Source organism: Bradyrhizobium sp. 76, from assembly GCF_023073025.1.
Lineage (GTDB): Bacteria > Pseudomonadota > Alphaproteobacteria > Rhizobiales > Xanthobacteraceae > Bradyrhizobium.
On the sequence record NZ_JADPIS010000103.1, the window covers coordinates 549368 to 563717 of the forward strand.

At 55.4% G+C, this 14350-nt stretch carries 12 protein-coding genes and 1 tRNA gene; 5 read left to right on the forward strand and 8 right to left on the reverse strand.

Going from position 1 to position 14350, the window contains the following annotated elements; translation table 11 throughout:
• The first annotated feature begins 163 nt into the window (after positions 1–163).
• Both IVB48_RS28935 and IVB48_RS28940 read left to right on the forward strand, forming a co-directional pair.
• Positions 164–442, forward strand: a complete 279-nt coding sequence (locus IVB48_RS28935) for a PepSY domain-containing protein (RefSeq protein ID WP_247357338.1) — start codon at positions 164–166, stop codon at positions 440–442.
• A 63-nt stretch (positions 443–505) separates the two neighbouring features.
• Positions 506–1099, forward strand: coding sequence for a cytochrome b/b6 domain-containing protein (locus tag IVB48_RS28940; protein ID WP_247405248.1), 594 nt, complete (start codon positions 506–508; stop codon positions 1097–1099).
• A gap of 19 nt (positions 1100–1118) precedes the next feature.
• On the opposite strand, the gene IVB48_RS28945 is transcribed toward IVB48_RS28940, so the two are convergent.
• Positions 1119–1796: an LON peptidase substrate-binding domain-containing protein gene (locus tag IVB48_RS28945; protein ID WP_247405251.1), complete on the reverse strand. Its 678-nt coding sequence runs from the start codon at positions 1794–1796 to the stop codon at positions 1119–1121.
• Between the two features lie 68 nt (positions 1797–1864).
• Complete coding sequence (gene trxA, locus IVB48_RS28950; RefSeq protein WP_027566282.1) at positions 1865–2788, reverse strand: thioredoxin; 924 nt, start codon at positions 2786–2788, stop codon at positions 1865–1867.
• A gap of 276 nt (positions 2789–3064) precedes the next feature.
• On the opposite strand from trxA, the gene IVB48_RS28955 reads away from it, so the two are divergent.
• Together IVB48_RS28955 and IVB48_RS28960 are read left to right on the forward strand one after the other, a co-directional pair.
• Positions 3065–3139: transfer RNA gene (locus tag IVB48_RS28955), tRNA-Gly, on the forward strand.
• A gap of 706 nt (positions 3140–3845) precedes the next feature.
• Positions 3846–4436, forward strand: coding sequence for a sce7726 family protein (locus tag IVB48_RS28960; RefSeq protein WP_247405254.1), 591 nt, complete (start codon positions 3846–3848; stop codon positions 4434–4436).
• On the opposite strand, the gene IVB48_RS28965 is transcribed toward IVB48_RS28960, so the two are convergent.
• From IVB48_RS28965 to IVB48_RS28980, 4 genes are all read right to left on the reverse strand, one after another.
• A complete protein-coding gene (locus IVB48_RS28965) occupies positions 4390–5478 on the reverse strand; it encodes a beta family protein (RefSeq protein ID WP_247405257.1) in 1089 nt (362 codons plus the stop codon). The genes IVB48_RS28960 and IVB48_RS28965 overlap by 47 nt on opposite strands.
• Complete coding sequence (locus IVB48_RS28970) at positions 5468–6733, reverse strand: XRE family transcriptional regulator (protein WP_247405260.1); 1266 nt, start codon at positions 6731–6733, stop codon at positions 5468–5470. Before IVB48_RS28970 ends, IVB48_RS28965 begins: the two co-directional genes overlap by 11 nt.
• Complete coding sequence (locus IVB48_RS28975; protein ID WP_247405263.1) at positions 6730–7113, reverse strand: hypothetical protein; 384 nt, start codon at positions 7111–7113, stop codon at positions 6730–6732. Before IVB48_RS28975 ends, IVB48_RS28970 begins: the two co-directional genes overlap by 4 nt.
• Before the next feature lie 375 nt (positions 7114–7488).
• Positions 7489–8286 (reverse strand): hypothetical protein, encoded by a 798-nt coding sequence (locus tag IVB48_RS28980; protein WP_247405265.1) that lies wholly within the window; start codon positions 8284–8286, stop codon positions 7489–7491.
• Positions 8287–8515: 229 nt separating this feature from the next.
• Between IVB48_RS28980 and IVB48_RS28985 the strand changes: the two genes are divergently transcribed.
• Positions 8516–9793 carry a DUF4062 domain-containing protein gene (locus IVB48_RS28985; protein ID WP_247405268.1) on the forward strand — a complete coding sequence of 426 codons (1278 nt, stop codon included), beginning with the start codon at positions 8516–8518 and terminating at the stop codon, positions 9791–9793.
• A gap of 235 nt (positions 9794–10028) precedes the next feature.
• On the opposite strand, the gene IVB48_RS28990 is transcribed toward IVB48_RS28985, so the two are convergent.
• Both IVB48_RS28990 and IVB48_RS28995 read right to left on the reverse strand, forming a co-directional pair.
• Entirely contained in the window at positions 10029–11165 is a 1137-nt protein-coding gene (locus IVB48_RS28990) for a hypothetical protein (protein ID WP_247405270.1), read from the reverse strand.
• Positions 11162–14230, reverse strand: coding sequence for a DUF3578 domain-containing protein (locus tag IVB48_RS28995; RefSeq protein WP_247405274.1), 3069 nt, complete (start codon positions 14228–14230; stop codon positions 11162–11164). Before IVB48_RS28995 ends, IVB48_RS28990 begins: the two co-directional genes overlap by 4 nt.
• Between the last annotated feature and the right edge of the window lie 120 nt (positions 14231–14350).

Here is a 14350-nt window from a genome sequence, read left to right on the forward strand (position 1 = left end):
CTCAAATGCGCGCTGCATACGGAGAGCGCTGATCTTTTTCGGATCGTTAGAATAACTCTAAAGCGAGCCGGCCGCGAACCGCATTGACTTCATCATGTGCTTTGCTTCCTTCGGTCCCGCTTCGCCCCAGGGCGTAGCGCCCACGACAGAAGAGGAGACGTTCGTGAAGGTTATTCGTGTTGTTGCCGTTGCATTGACGATCGGGATTGGGATGGGATCGGCCGCCTTGGCCGACGGTTTCAAGGACTGCACCAAGCTCGACAAGGCGTCGTGGAAGCCGGCGAGCGAAGCCGAAGCCAAGGCCAAGGCGCTCGGCTACGAGGTGCGGCGCTCCAAGATCGAAGGCTCGTGCTACGAGGTCTACGGCGTCAAGGAAGGCAAGCTTTACGAGCTGTTCTACAGCCCCGAAGATCTCAGCCTGAAGCACACGATTGCGAAGTAGACCGCGCCAGATGGTCTGCGCGCAAATGGTCTGCGCAAAGTCATGCCTGAGGGTGGTCCTCGCTTGATCGAAGAAACGGTGCCGCACGCACGCGGGGAGTCCAACCGGACCCCCGCGGATCGAACCGCTTCGCGGACAGTCGCGGTCTGGGACCTGCCGCTGCGGCTCTGGCACTGGGCGCTCGCGGCTTGCGTTCTGGCCGCGTGGTTCACGCCGACCATCTATGACGGACTTCACCGCATCATCGGTTATACGGTGCTCGGGCTTGTTGCCTTCCGTCTGGTCTGGGGCCTTTGGGGAAGCCGCTATTCGCGCTTCCGCATGGTCGGCGTCAGGCTTCGGGCCGCGCCGAATTATCTCTGGAATCTGCGCCGCGGCATCACCGGCCGCTATATCGGGCTCAATCCCGCCGGCACGTTGATGCTGGTGGCGCTGCTGGTCTCGCTCGCGGTCTCGACGATATCAGGCGCGATGTCGGTGACCGTGACCTTTTTCGGCGTCTGGTGGGTCGAGGACACCCACCACTATTCATCTGACGCGGTTATCGTCCTGGTCGTGCTGCACGTCTTGGGCGTGCTGATGATGGGGCGTCTTCAGGGGGAGAACCTGATCAGCGCGATGATCACCGGACGCAAGCGCATCCGGCATCATTCCTGAGCAGGCGCGCAGGCACCTGTCACTGCAGCGGCGGATCGCCACTGGTGCGCTTCTTCGCGAGGTCCATCTCGGTCACCGCGATCAAAATTTCGGCGCGGGTCTTCAGGTCGGGCGCTTCCAGCATCGCTTGCTTCTCGGCCACGCCATAGGGCGACATCATCGCCAGCGCGTTGACGAGCGCTTCGTTGGGGGCGGTCTCGACGCCCTCCCAGTCGACCTTGAGGTTGTTGGCCTTCAAAAAATCCGCCAGCACCGTCAGCAGTGCCTCGCGATCGACCTCGTCCTCGCCCATGCGCGGCGTGAAGTCGTCGACGAAGGCAAAGAAATCCACCTTGCACTGCCGGTAGGCGGTGAGCACTTCGAGCTCCTCGACGACTTTGAAGCGCGAGACGCCGGTGAGCTCGAGGATGTAGCGGCCGTCGCCGGATTCGGCGAGCTGGGTGATGCGGCCGACACAGCCGACGCTGAACAGCGAAGGCTTGTCGGAATTCTTGGGAGAGTGCGCGATGTCGGGCTGGATCATGCCGATCAGGCGATGGCCGTCGCGGAAGGCATCGTCGATCATCGCGAGGTAGCGCGGCTCGAAGATGTTGAGCGGCATCTGCCCGCGCGGCAGCAGCAGCGCGCCCGGCAGCGGAAACACCGGAAGGATCTCCGGAAGGTCAGCGGGCCCGCGATATTCGATGTTGATCGGCATCTGGTCCCCATTGTCCGCATCAAGTCATGATGCCTAACGCTCCGCCGGCCGTGATGGATCAATCATCGTCAGGAAAACAGGATGATCGACAAGCGCTTGCGTCCCTCGACGGTTGCATCGTCGGTGCCGCCCCAGGCCTCGAAGAACTGCACCAGCTGCTTGCGGGCGCCGTCGTCGTTCCATTTGCGGTCGCGCTTGACGATCGCGAGCAGCTGCTCGGTGGCCGCGGCCCGGTTGCCTTGCGCGTTCAGCGCGATCGCGAGGTCGAATCGGGCCTGATGATCGAGCGGGTCTGCGGCGACTTTCTGTTCCAACTCGGCGACGGGCCCGAGCTGCTCCGCCTGCTCGGCGAGATCGATCGCGGTCTGCACGGCTTTCACAGCCGGGTCGTTGCGCTTGGATTCCGGCACCATGGCGAGCGTCTGCTTGGCCTGCTCCATCGCACCGGAGACCGCGTAGCATTTCGCGAGCCCGGCAAGGGCGGCGATGTTGGTCGATTCGTGCTGCAGCACTTCCGCGTAGATCTGCGCGGCCGCGGCGGCATCGCCCTCGGCGAGCACGGCCTCGGCCTCCTGGAGGATTTCCGCGACATTCGGCTCACCCGGCGCGGTCACGCCCTTGGTCAGCTTCTCGATGAAGGCGTTGAGCTGGCTCTCCGGGACCGCGCCCATGAAGCCGTCTGCCGGCTGGCCGTTGACGAAGGCGATCACCGCCGGAATCGACTGGATGCCCATCTGGCCCGGGATCGCCGGATGCTGGTCGATGTTCATCTTGACCAGCTTGACCTTGCCCTTGGCGGCCTTGACCGCTTTTTCCAGCAAGGGCGTGAGCTGCTTGCAGGGGCCGCACCACTCCGCCCAGAAGTCGATCAGCACCGGCTGGTGCTTCGATTCCTCGATGACGTCCTTCACGAAGGTCTGGGTGGTCGTGTCCTTGATCAGATCGGCGGCAGCCGGGCCCGCTGCTCCGTTACCTTGGTCGATGATCGTCACGGGATCCCCTCGTCTGATGTCTGGAATTGGCGGCTCTTTAGCACGCCGCCAATTCATATGCTTCGCTGTTGGCCCTAAATTGGGCCGAGACGGCCGAATTTCAATCCATGCGCGCCGATTCGGCGGTTCCGGGGACCTTTTTGGGTCATTTGGCCGCGTTCGGGTCGATATCGGGCCTCCGATCGCGAATCTATGCCGCCGGTAGCTGTTGCATTCCCCTCCCGCTTTTGGCATACGACAGCCGTTGCCGGCGCAGTCATGCGACCGACACAGGATGCGGGTGTAGCTCAGTGGTAGAGCACGACCTTGCCAAGGTCGGGGTCGAGGGTTCGAGCCCCTTCGCCCGCTCCATTTCATTCAACATCACGAATGACTTAGCTGCCCCTTCGGGGGTTGGCAGCCGAGCGTTTTCGCGTCGGGGTACCCAGGGGTATCTTGCGGGGAGGTAGGGGAAGGCGCGCCGCTGCCTGTGCAGCGCGCGGATGCCGAGCATCATCCACAGCGTTTAGCAGGCCGACGAGTGGGCAACCCACCAGCGGGGGAGGACCTAAACCTTACGCTCAATGCGAGTTAGGCCTTTAATGACAAGCATGGCCAAGTTCAGATCCGGATGCAGCTCGCACATACGTTCGCGAACTTTGAGCGCTAGCCGACAATCTTAGCCGCTTCGCGCTCAATGGCGGTTGCCTTTTGGTAGATGCGTTTCCAACGTGCGACGGCCGACCGTCCGCTCGAGTTGTTTGACCTTCGGCTGCTTTCGGGAGCGATCCAGTCAACCAAGTCCTTTGGTACACTCATAAGGCTACGCGGCGCGGCTCGCCTGCGCGACTGTAGGTTTGGATCAGGCGGCAGACGCGGACTTTTGTGCTCTTCAACAGCCTACAAAACAAAGTCGGGTCGCCTTGGTTCAAAGGCCCCGCCTAGCTGGTGTGCAGCGTTCCCACCGAGGGTGAAGAATTGCGGCAGCGGTCGGAGAATTTTCTTGGCTGACGCAGGCAAATCGGGCTTACCTGGCGGCGCTGGGGCGGTAACTGCCGCGCCCCTTCGAGGCCGCCCCATGTCCCACTCGACCGATGCCGAAATCCGTTCGGCCTTGCACCGCAAAGAGCTTCGCGCCTCCCATCGTTGCACTGATACACTTGTCATAGATGAATTGGGATTGGCCCACGCGAAGGTTCGCATCGATGTTGCCGTAATCAATGGCTGCGTGCACGGCTACGAGATCAAGAGCGCTGCCGACACGCTCGCCCGGTTACCGCAACAACTCGGCGTTTATGAGCAATGCCTTGAAAAGCTGACGATAGTTTGCGCCGACCGGCATGTTGCTGGAGTGCGCGGGCTCGCACCGCGCTGGTGCGGAATTATTAAGGTGACAAAGGGACCGCGCGGCGGAATCGAGTTCGACACGCTTCGTGAGGCAAAGCGCAATCCGAAAATTGAGGCTTATAGCCTTGCTCACCTACTCTGGCGTACCGAGGTCGTCGAAATCTTGAGCCAAGCGAATACTTCGCCCGCAGTTTTGCGCGCTCCGCGCAAGGCTCTTTATGAATTGCTTGCGGCACAATTCACCGTCGAGCAAATCACGGCATTTATTAAGCACTCTATGGCGTCACGGCAAGAGTGGCGATCTCACCAATCACTTGCATGATATGGTGATTGATGCCGACGCTCTTCCATCGTGTTTGATTGCTCGGCCCAGTCATCTTCGTCGCACACCTAGCGATATAGTCGTCGCCATCCGAAAACCCGGGCCCCGTAAAATGGCCTGATTTCACGACGTCCTCGCAGAGGTTATGCATCTGCGCTGGATTGTCTCGAAATGCTCCGCCTTTGCGCACGTACCATCTATCATTTGTGGCGTACACGACTTTTCCCGCTGGCTTGACCTTTCGCATGTCCATGGTTGCTGTAAACGCCGGGTGCACGGTCGTGTAGTCACCAAACATCGGGGAGCGCGCGCCGGCCGGGATTTTAGCCAGCAGTTCAACGTAAAACCTCCAGTCGTGGCGCGCGATATAGCCGAACGGGACTGCAACGTCCTTTAACGAGTCAGGAAACGCGCAACCAGCGAGGATGAAGTTGCGATAGGCTTGGAGGTTGGGGATCGTGGCCAGCGCCGGCGCTAGCGCCCCAGCGAACGCGATATAAGGTTCATAGTTCGGCGTGCCAAGATCAATGATTAAGTCCGCCTGTTCGGGCGTCGTGTTGAGCGCCTTTAGCAGAGCATCAAGATTTGGGCCGAAGCTTGCTTTCATCACGTGTTCGATGCGCGCGCGAATGCCGACTCCCTTTTTATCAACCGCTGCGATGGCCGCAATTTGCGCGATGACTGATGGGGTGCAATCCAGCGATGCAACGGGAATCGCCTCTGCTTTGAACATACGAATCTCGTCGAAGACGAAGGTAAAAACCGGTCGGCCATCCGGCATCGCTTGTGTTTGGATTTTTAAGTCTGCGTCTATCCATGCTTTGCGTGTCTTCCATTTTTCTTTGTAACGTTTCGGGAAAGAGCCAACATGATCGCCCACCGTCTTCTTCGGCATGCCATCTTCGAAATCAAACTCAAGGTCGGGCAGGGTGATCAAGGGCACGATGGCGTCCTTGGCCTTATCGGTCAAAGCCGCTAAGGCCTGCCGCTCGGCAAGCCGCCATCGCAGGCACGGAACATAGAACGCGTTCTTAGGTCCCATCTTTCGTCTCCAGTTGTTTGCGCACAGAGTCCTGGCCAACCAACCGGGTTAGCAAAGTGAAGTCGTTCCGCTCTTTTCGAATTCGACCAGCAATAATGCTGGCGCTGATACCAAGATTGTCCGCATCGGTAAGGACCGCTTCCTCGGTTAAGACAAAACGGGACAAGCACTGCTCCCACGCTGTCGCGGGAATCAGAGTATTGAGCGCAAAGTCATCTGCTTCCAGTTCGATTCGGTCGGTCTTGTCGCCATTCTCCTCATCGAAGAAATCAAACCTGAGACCCTGCATCAGATGCAAGAAAACGTGACCCACTTCATGAAAAAGCACGAACCAGAAGTTATCGAGCCGGTCATATCGAAGTGTCAGCGCGATTACTGGCTGGCTCGATGCAGACAGCATAGCGGCACCATCAAGGTATGTGCCGGGCAAATGCCGCTCGACGACCAGTGTAATACCCTTTTCCGCCAATAGTTCGCGCGCCTGGGTGGGTCCATCCTTCTGCCGCGTAAGACGTGTAAGCTCCCCTAGCCAGGTGTCATTAAGCTCGAATGTTTTCATGGGATTAGCTTCTTGCAAGCGACGTGCGACATGCAAGACACGGGCTTGCCAAGCAAGAAGCGCAAACTCGTTCGGAACATTGCCTGCCCGAACCTTCTTCCGATGCAATGCCGTGGCGAATTGAGGACCGGCTGCCTGAACAAAGAAATTCCTCACGGCTACGATCGGCGATTCGTTTGGAGCAACGGAAAGCCATCCGCGTTTGACCATTTCCTTGATGGGCAATCGGCTCCAAGATACGTCCTCAGCATTGTGCCAAGCGAAGATCGCCCCAGATGTCTCGTTGTGCGCCGCTTCGAAGGACTCAGAAACCTTCACGCTAAGGATGCTTGCCACTTCAATAAGCCGCGAAAGGCTCGCGCTCATATAATTTGTGGCCTCATATCTCTGCACTTGCTGTGGCTTCATGTTCAGCCGGTCGGCTAAATCCGTTTGTGAAAAGCCACGCGCTATCCGGGCCTGGACGAGCACACGAGGTAGCTCACGCAGTGAGCACGTTTCGGCGAAGGCAACCTTCCCAAGCTTCAACATTTCGTACTCAGCCATATCGGCCTGAAGATCCGAAACTTGACTTTGTAAAGCGTCATACTGCGCCTTTTGGACCCAGTCTTGTTTCGATGGAATGCCAGCGAGCGCGGCCTCAAGCTTTGCAAGCTCGGTGCGCGTAATTTGGAATTGGCGATCGGTATAAATCATGATGTCCTCCGCAAAAGTGCCGGGTCGGCAGAGAGAACAATCAGGAGAATTCCTTTTTCTTTTCCGGTGAACCGTTCGACCTTGAAGAATTCTAGAATGGTTTGCGAAGCGGTGTTCGGCATGTTTGCAGGGAAGAATTCGCCGCCGAATTTGTCCTTCATCGCTTGGCGCTTGTTGCGAAAGTCGAGGAACACGGGGTCGAGCTTTGTGCCGTCCATCGCTGTTGGGTCCCAGCACGCGTCATAGTCGCCGGGTTCATCCTTGGCGGTTACGTAACTTCCATCGAGATAGAGTTTCCTGCATCCAGCTACGTGCAGCGCGGCGCAAGCCAGCAAGAGCCCATTGTAGAGCGTACGGCGTGTTGTGTTGGTCGCGAACATATCGGCGACCTCCTGGAGGGACGCGGGATGGATGCCGGGCGGCAGCACATCCCACGGGGCACCTGGGGTGGGCGCAAGGGCTGGAATCATACTTACAACAATATTGTTGTAATTTTGATTTTGTCAAGGATCGCCGTATGTTGCGGTGCAGCTTCAATTATACTTGGGAATTAGGATTTACCTCCCAATCAGTCGAAACCTGGTTGGGCAGCGTGGCCGGTTGCAGTTGTGCGCAATGACTTCGTTGAATCGCTTAAAGGCCCCTCGGCGAGACGTCGAGATGAGCCCGCCGTGTGGCGGTCACGGTCATCGACAACCATAAGTCGATGACCGTCCGCACCGTGCCGCCCGTTGCTGAAATCTTGCGCTACGAACTTACTTTATGACGCCGCCGAAGCTAGGGCCGCGTACGGGCCAAACAAACTCATGGTTCTGCGCCATATCCCAGTGGCGCTTCAGCGATCCGAAAGCGTCGATATTGCGAAGCAGGTTCAGCTTACTGTCCTCAATATGGTGCGCCTCCATCAGCGCGAACGGATCATCCTGCCGGTGCTTACCGGCATGATAGTAGTCGGCGAAATCCTCTAGATTAGAACGATGCCACGACATGCCGTTGCCGCAAACGATTAGGAGCCCCGGACCGTCCCGCACGTTCTTAGCCTCGGCGAGCCGCTCCTCAAAATCGAGCCCGTATTCCAGAAACTTGGAGCGCGAGGAAAATGTGTTGCCATAGACGCTACCGCCCATCCAATCCTTATGGGCGATGAACTGAGCTTGCTGAGGGTGAAGCTTGCGGCGCTTCTCGTATAGCTTCCACGCATCTTCAGTATCAGCGATATTGGGCCGAACCGACTTTACTTCGATATAGGCGTTGTCCCGGCCCCGGTCTGCCACGAAATCGATCTTGCGGCCGCTTGGAAGTAGGCTCGGCTCGTATTCGATTGAGCCCTTCAGCCCCTTGTCGTCTGCTAGAATCTTAGCGACTGCCAGCTCATTGATGTTCTCGAAAAGCTTGCTATCTCCAGCCATGGAGTCCGCGTTGCAGGCCTCAACCGCTTTCTCGAAATTCTCCCAGAGTGCGTTGCCGCGTACAATGCGGCTGCCCTTCCCGATAACGATCGGCTCGTAGAGCTTGCGGGCATCGTCAATGACTCGCTGCGTACGTTCGTCCATGAAAGCCTCAGAATGTGAGAGGTTGCAACCCCAGCCTCAATCTCCGATCTTCAAAGGAGCATGTGCAATTATATAGCCTCAGAAAGAACCAGGACGCCATCCACACACTTGTGTATGTGTGACGCTCGAATGCGCGTGGTAATTTCCGAGCCCTGCAATGGACTGTACCCGTGGCACACTTGGCGTCGTCCCGCCTGGCACCGAACACAACAAAGAGGTGGATAGCCTTATGGATCGCCCAACGATTTTCGTTTCGTCAACGATATATGACTTCCGCGACCTGCGCAGCGCGATTAAAGATCATCTTGAATTTAACGGCTGCCGTGTCCTGGCTTCTGAATTTAACGACTTTACGAAGCCGCTTGATCAGCACTCTTATCAAGCCTGTCTCGATACCATCGCTCAAGCAGACTACTTCCTCCTGCTAATCGGAACGCGCGTGGGCGGCTTTGTCGATAAAGTAAATCGCATAAGCATCACGCGACAGGAGTATCGAACAGCCTACGCGCTAGCTCAAGTCGGAAAGATCCGGCTTCTATCTTTTGTCCGCGACGAAGTCTGGACGCATCGACAGGATGTCAAAGAGCTTCAAAAATATCTCGAGAGCCTAGGCGAAGTCGATGAATCGATGCGTAAGAAGGTCCTCGCCTATCCCAACAGTATGGCGGACGACAGCGATGCCATTGGAGCTTTCATCGAAGAGGTGTCGCGCAATAAAGAGACGTCGGAAGCAGCGCGTTGCAAGGGCGTAATGCCGATCGGAAATTGGATTCATACGTTCAAGAATTTCTCAGAAATTCGCGACGTGTTAGACCCTCTTATCTTGAAAGGCCTATCTGTCAACAAGGCGGCTGGACGCAAGGCGCTGCAAAACCAACTTCTTACCCTGCTTCAGCAGCTTGTCCCTCTTATTAATTCAAAGCCGCTATTGCCCGATGTCACCGTCGTGCGACTGGCAAAAACGCTTAGTCTAACTGCCAGCCTCGTCGGGCAAACCGTTCGCATCAAGGCTACCGATTGGAGTACGTTCGCAACCATCGGACTTTACGCTTCAAAGGACGCGCCAGACTCATCGCCCTTCACCATGGCTCTCGGCACCGATTTGCTGCTTGAGTATGATGCATCGAGCGGCACATTCAGGCAGACCCCTGCTTACGATATCCTTACCGAGCTCGTTGACCAGCTGCAGCAGTTCAAGAAGTGTCGCGCTGGATACAATCCGATGGAACTTTTCAAATACGGGCTGAAGAAAAATCCGGATGGTTCAGTCTCAGTGCCAAGTGAATTAGCAGCCGGGCACTTGAACATGCTGTTCCGCTGGGCGGATGCTTCGAACCTGGCAAAGGCGCTGGCCTCACACTTGGAGGGCGACGCCCTTGTGCCGCCTCAGCGCATGCCACTTAGCCCGTTCTTGGATCAGGTTGCGGAGCTTCAAGCCGAGCATCCATCTCTAGATCAGATCCGCGAATTTGTCGGGATAGCGATCGTACCTCCCAGCTCACTCTAACTCGGCCTCTGACCAAATCAGTCTCCTCTTCCCCGCCGCGACGGACGATCTACTAGTTGCCCCATGGTGTGGACGCGAACGCCGAGCGTGCCCTGCCCTTCGGGAGCGAAAGGAAAAGCTGAGAGCTTCGGTCCATTTCTTCTTACCATTCGTTCGCTGCCCTGAAGTGCACTAACCAGGGGCACCGCAATGCACGATACAATGGTGCTGCATCCGCTGGCAGCGGATGCGGTACTCATACGCCAATTCGATTGGAGCACGGCGCGACGTCGGCTAGCGCGACAGTGGCGAGCGAGCTTGAAGTTTTTTCTATTTCATTAGATTTGCACGCAGCCGTCGCACAATCATTCAAGAGTTCATGTAACTCAGCGTCGATGGTCGGCCATTCTTTGCTCAGGTCAACTGTGGCAATCAACACGGGGATGCCTAGCAATCGATACCGCAGACGAAGAGATTGACCGACAGTGGGATAAATCAGCATGCCTGAAAGCCCGATCGCTACCTGCCGAGCGCGTTCGTGTTGGAGATAGGTAATCAACTGATATAAATGCTGCGACCGTACGCGCTCGCCGTAGGGGCTTTGCAACAAAGCATTCTTGTAGAACTTTGCGTCAACTATGATGGTGTGGTCTAGCTGCCGTAGAGTTATGTCCGTGATCATACGAGGCAAAAAAGCAAGATCACTTGGAGTTGCGTCGCTTACGTCCCACGCCGGCGATTCTGCTCGTACGCGATACTCGCTGCGATGCATCTTAAAGAAGTTACGCAGAAATTCTTCAAAAACCGCAGACATTCGCATTTCGTCGTCATCAACAGTTTGGAATCGTGTCTTCGCGCCCCGCTCATCTGGCATGAGAGACCAGAAGACAAATTCACACAGCTTTATGAGAAAGCCGTATTCGCGGTTATTGCGCGAAACAGACGAGCGACGAAAATGGCTAGCCGACAAAGATATTTGTTCAACATCATTGAACAGTCGTGCCAATGCGTGAAGATCGTGCCTATTACGCGCTTCCACATCTCGACAAGCAGCGAGACTAACTAGCGTGGCTTTCAAAATCTGATTATGAAGAACATCGTGAGAAAGTTCATCAACATCACAGACGGCCGCGCCTCGAAGCTGCGTTGCTCCCTTGATCATACGGTCCATGCGCAGGCGTCCGCGCAGGCCATGTAACTCACGTGTGTATACGTTGTATCCACGATCAAGGCCGCGTCTAAAAAGACTGCGCGTTCCGACAACCAATAATCTCGCGAATAGGTTCGGTAGATCTGGACTGTTGTCGATCCCAACCTCTGTGGCCGAGCCGCCGGGAAATCGAGCCCAAGCATAGAGGAACAAATAATAATAATTTCGGATCGGGATCGTCATGGAGCACTTTGTAGGAGCTTTTCGCGCCAACTGTCGGCCTTATCTGGGTCGTCGAACCAATACTCCTCCAACAACGGGTGCACCTCCGTTTCGATAACTCGCCTATACCATGTTGCGTCGTACTCGAAATCCTGAGGAGGAACAAAGAAGCTGTGTCCAATGCGATAGCCGGGCCCAAGATTAGATCGGTCTTCGCCAATAGCTTGGTTTAGTGCCGTCATTCGCGTCACGATCAGTTCGACGACTAGCTCCGGAACGCCCCGGTCAATGAGAAACTTTTTGAATTGGTCGCTTCCAAACATGGGCTCAAGCCAGACGAAGGAAAATCGACGTCGAAGCGCGTAATCCACCATTGATAGCGACCGATCGGCAGTGTTCATCATACCCAGCAAATAAACATTTTCTGGAACAAAGAACCTGGGTTGATCAGGTTGAGCGTAAGTCAAGCTTGTGGCCCATGCAGGCCCTCTCTTATCACTCTCGGCGAGAAGCATAAGTTCGCCAAAAATCTTTGAAAGGTTTCCGCGGTTAATCTCGTCAATGATGAAAACGTGTTTTCGACTGGGGGACAGGCGCGCCTTCTCGCAGAATCGATGGAAGACGCCATCACGCAGCGCAAATCCTCCCTTTCCATCTGGACGATATCCCTGAACAAAGTCCTCATAACTATATGATTGATGAAACTGAACCGTTTCAATGCGTCCCGAATCCTTCTGTCCGATCAGCAGATGAGCGAGTCGTTTTGCAACGAAGCTTTTACCCACTCCTGGAGCACCTTGTAAGATAAGGTTCTTCTTTCCGGTCCAAATTGCTAGAAGCCGTTCGAGCATTGGTTGCTCGAGAAAAAGCTCAGAGATCGCGTCCTCCAAGCTATAAGATTCTATCGTTGGACTGGTGGCTGCCGGAGGCTCTCCTGAAGCCGCCTTCTCACCGGGTGGCTCGTCTACTGCACGGTCGTAGGCGTTAAGTACAGCTTCAAGCAGCTCATTCAGTCTTTCATCGCTTGGAAATGCGTCGGTCCGCAATTCTACATGAGCGATCGTTCCGGCTTCATAATTCTTCGCAAGCCAGCCGCCACCGCCCAGCTCGATTTCATTATTTAGTGAGAATCCTGCTGCCGCGAGCTCCGGAATGAGCGCTCTTGTTTTTGCAGCAACATCGAGCATTTGCTTCTGTGCCTCGCGTTGCCCTAACTCACGGACTAATGTTGTTGTACCTTGATTGAGAGTAAGAAAAATACGATCCAAGTTGGTTGTAATCAGAAAAACAACGTAGACGCCCTCCTGAGTTGATCTCGTAATCTTTGTGTTCAAGAGCGCTATCCAAGGAACCGTCGCCCAGTTCCCTTGACCTACGCTGATATTGATCAGCAAGTTTGGACGGCTCTGAACTGCGGGAAACTGCTCCAGACGGCTTTTCACTTCAGACATTGCGTTCCAAAGTGGCTCTGTTTTCTGGAATGGCCCGTTTTGCGCAGCAATCAGCTCGCGTAGAAACGTACTAAGCAAATCGCTGAGAGTTCCCAACCCAGCTTTACGTACTTGCGAAATCATCATTTGAGTTTCATGGGGTGCGGCCGCGCTGGGTGGAGCATCGGCTATCATCCGTTCCATGAGCGGACGAAAAAGAAGCGCCAACTCCCGCACCCCCTCCGTTAAATCAACAGAATCGACTTCCTCCGGTAGGACGTAGCGCGTAATTCCGCCGCCAGCATTTCGAACGCCGTCATCGGACCGCAGGAATGAAAGCCATTCATCGAGGGATTGAAACTCCGACTGGTTTGGGTCCAGGCGTTGTTTCCGCCGAAAATTCCATTTACCCGACTGTGATAATCGATTTCCCAGATCCTTAGCTTCTGGCGAGCCGGGTATGGGTAACTGTTCAAGGACTAGCCTAGCTACCTCTCTCGTCCGACGCTTGATGTCCTGGTTCGAGAAATCATCTGGATGAGTCAAAGGTGCAAATCCCCACTCGACCCCTCTGGTAGAAACGATCATAAACAATTGCGGATTCCCGAGGAATTTCTCATCGTTCGCCTTACGATAGATCCCAAACCAGAGGTCCTTCGGTTTTCCTCCTCGGATACCTGAAATCGGATGAAAGCCTGAAGTTAGCTTCAATGTATAATCGCGCTCACCGCCGAGCTCTTCGAGCGCAATTTCGCCCAGTCTACGAAGTGCGTCGTGAACTCGCTTGTGCGCCGTGCGCTCGTCGGTAGTGAAATCAGTGTATTTTTCGCGGGACCGGCTCTGCCGAATTAGCTCAATGTCGCGCCCGGAAATCTTAGCCTCCTGCCATCGCTCAACAATTGGGGACCGATAGAAGTGAAAGCCCTCTCCTTCTTGATCGGCTAGGTGGCCTCGAATTTCCAACAGATCGGCATCAATATTATTGCTGGATCCTCCTGCAAGGAGATCGTAGAAGGCTTCGCGAATCCGCCGTTTATCCTTTCTCGACGAAATGTTCTCGAATCTATCGGGAAACATGATGTAGAGCCAAGCTTCCTGCATTGGCTGGTAGGCTCCATGGGATGACTCCACATTGCGAACGTCGTCCGCAAAGCGCCAAGGATCGGCAAGCAAAGCAGATCGCTCCGTTTCCGGCAGTGCTTGCCAATGTATTAGGAATTCATCTAACCATGCCAAATGGAACGGTCGATGCTGGTTGAAGCTTTGATCACCCGCAAGCCCATTCTTCACACCAACGACTGCCCATTCTGGAATCAGTGGCGGATTCGCGCTCCAACTAAGTACCGCCTCTACATTTTCGAGTTTCTTTTCGGGGCCGGAGAGGCTTGTGAAGAATTGTTGCGTATAAAGAAGCTCTGCGGCTAGCTGAAAGATGTCGTCACTGGCACCCTCGAGCTGCTTTTTGAATTTTTCTAGAAATGATCCGTTACCCTCATCAAATCGATCCACAAACATATCGTGAAACCGCTGAAGGTTTGCGAGAGACCATAGCTTCCGACCGGGCGAGAATAGGCTATCGAATCGAACCAACGCAGTGTCCCGGACACGTTGCATCGCATCGAACGTTTCCTCAGGAAAGCCCGCGAGTTTAGCCATTCCATCCCCGCCTGAAACTGTAAACTATTGCCAGGCAAGCATAGACCTAAAATTGCGCTTTTGGTCTACTAGCAATTGGATGTTCGTCCAAATTGAGTGGTCTAGCTAGTCGCGAACGGG

Coding starts and splice junctions, on each gene's coding strand:
- IVB48_RS28945 (WP_247405251.1), bottom strand. CDS start 1,796: ATGCCGATCAACATCGAATATCGCGGGCCCGCTGACCTTCCGGAGATC.
- IVB48_RS28960 (WP_247405254.1), top strand. CDS start 3,846: ATGTCCCACTCGACCGATGCCGAAATCCGTTCGGCCTTGCACCGCAAA.
- IVB48_RS28965 (WP_247405257.1), bottom strand. CDS start 5,478: ATGGGACCTAAGAACGCGTTCTATGTTCCGTGCCTGCGATGGCGGCTT.
- IVB48_RS28970 (WP_247405260.1), bottom strand. CDS start 6,733: ATGATTTATACCGATCGCCAATTCCAAATTACGCGCACCGAGCTTGCA.
- IVB48_RS28975 (WP_247405263.1), bottom strand. CDS start 7,113: ATGTTCGCGACCAACACAACACGCCGTACGCTCTACAATGGGCTCTTG.
- IVB48_RS28980 (WP_247405265.1), bottom strand. CDS start 8,286: ATGGACGAACGTACGCAGCGAGTCATTGACGATGCCCGCAAGCTCTAC.
- IVB48_RS28985 (WP_247405268.1), top strand. CDS start 8,516: ATGGATCGCCCAACGATTTTCGTTTCGTCAACGATATATGACTTCCGC.
- IVB48_RS28990 (WP_247405270.1), bottom strand. CDS start 11,165: ATGACGATCCCGATCCGAAATTATTATTATTTGTTCCTCTATGCTTGG.
- IVB48_RS28995 (WP_247405274.1), bottom strand. CDS start 14,230: ATGGCTAAACTCGCGGGCTTTCCTGAGGAAACGTTCGATGCGATGCAA.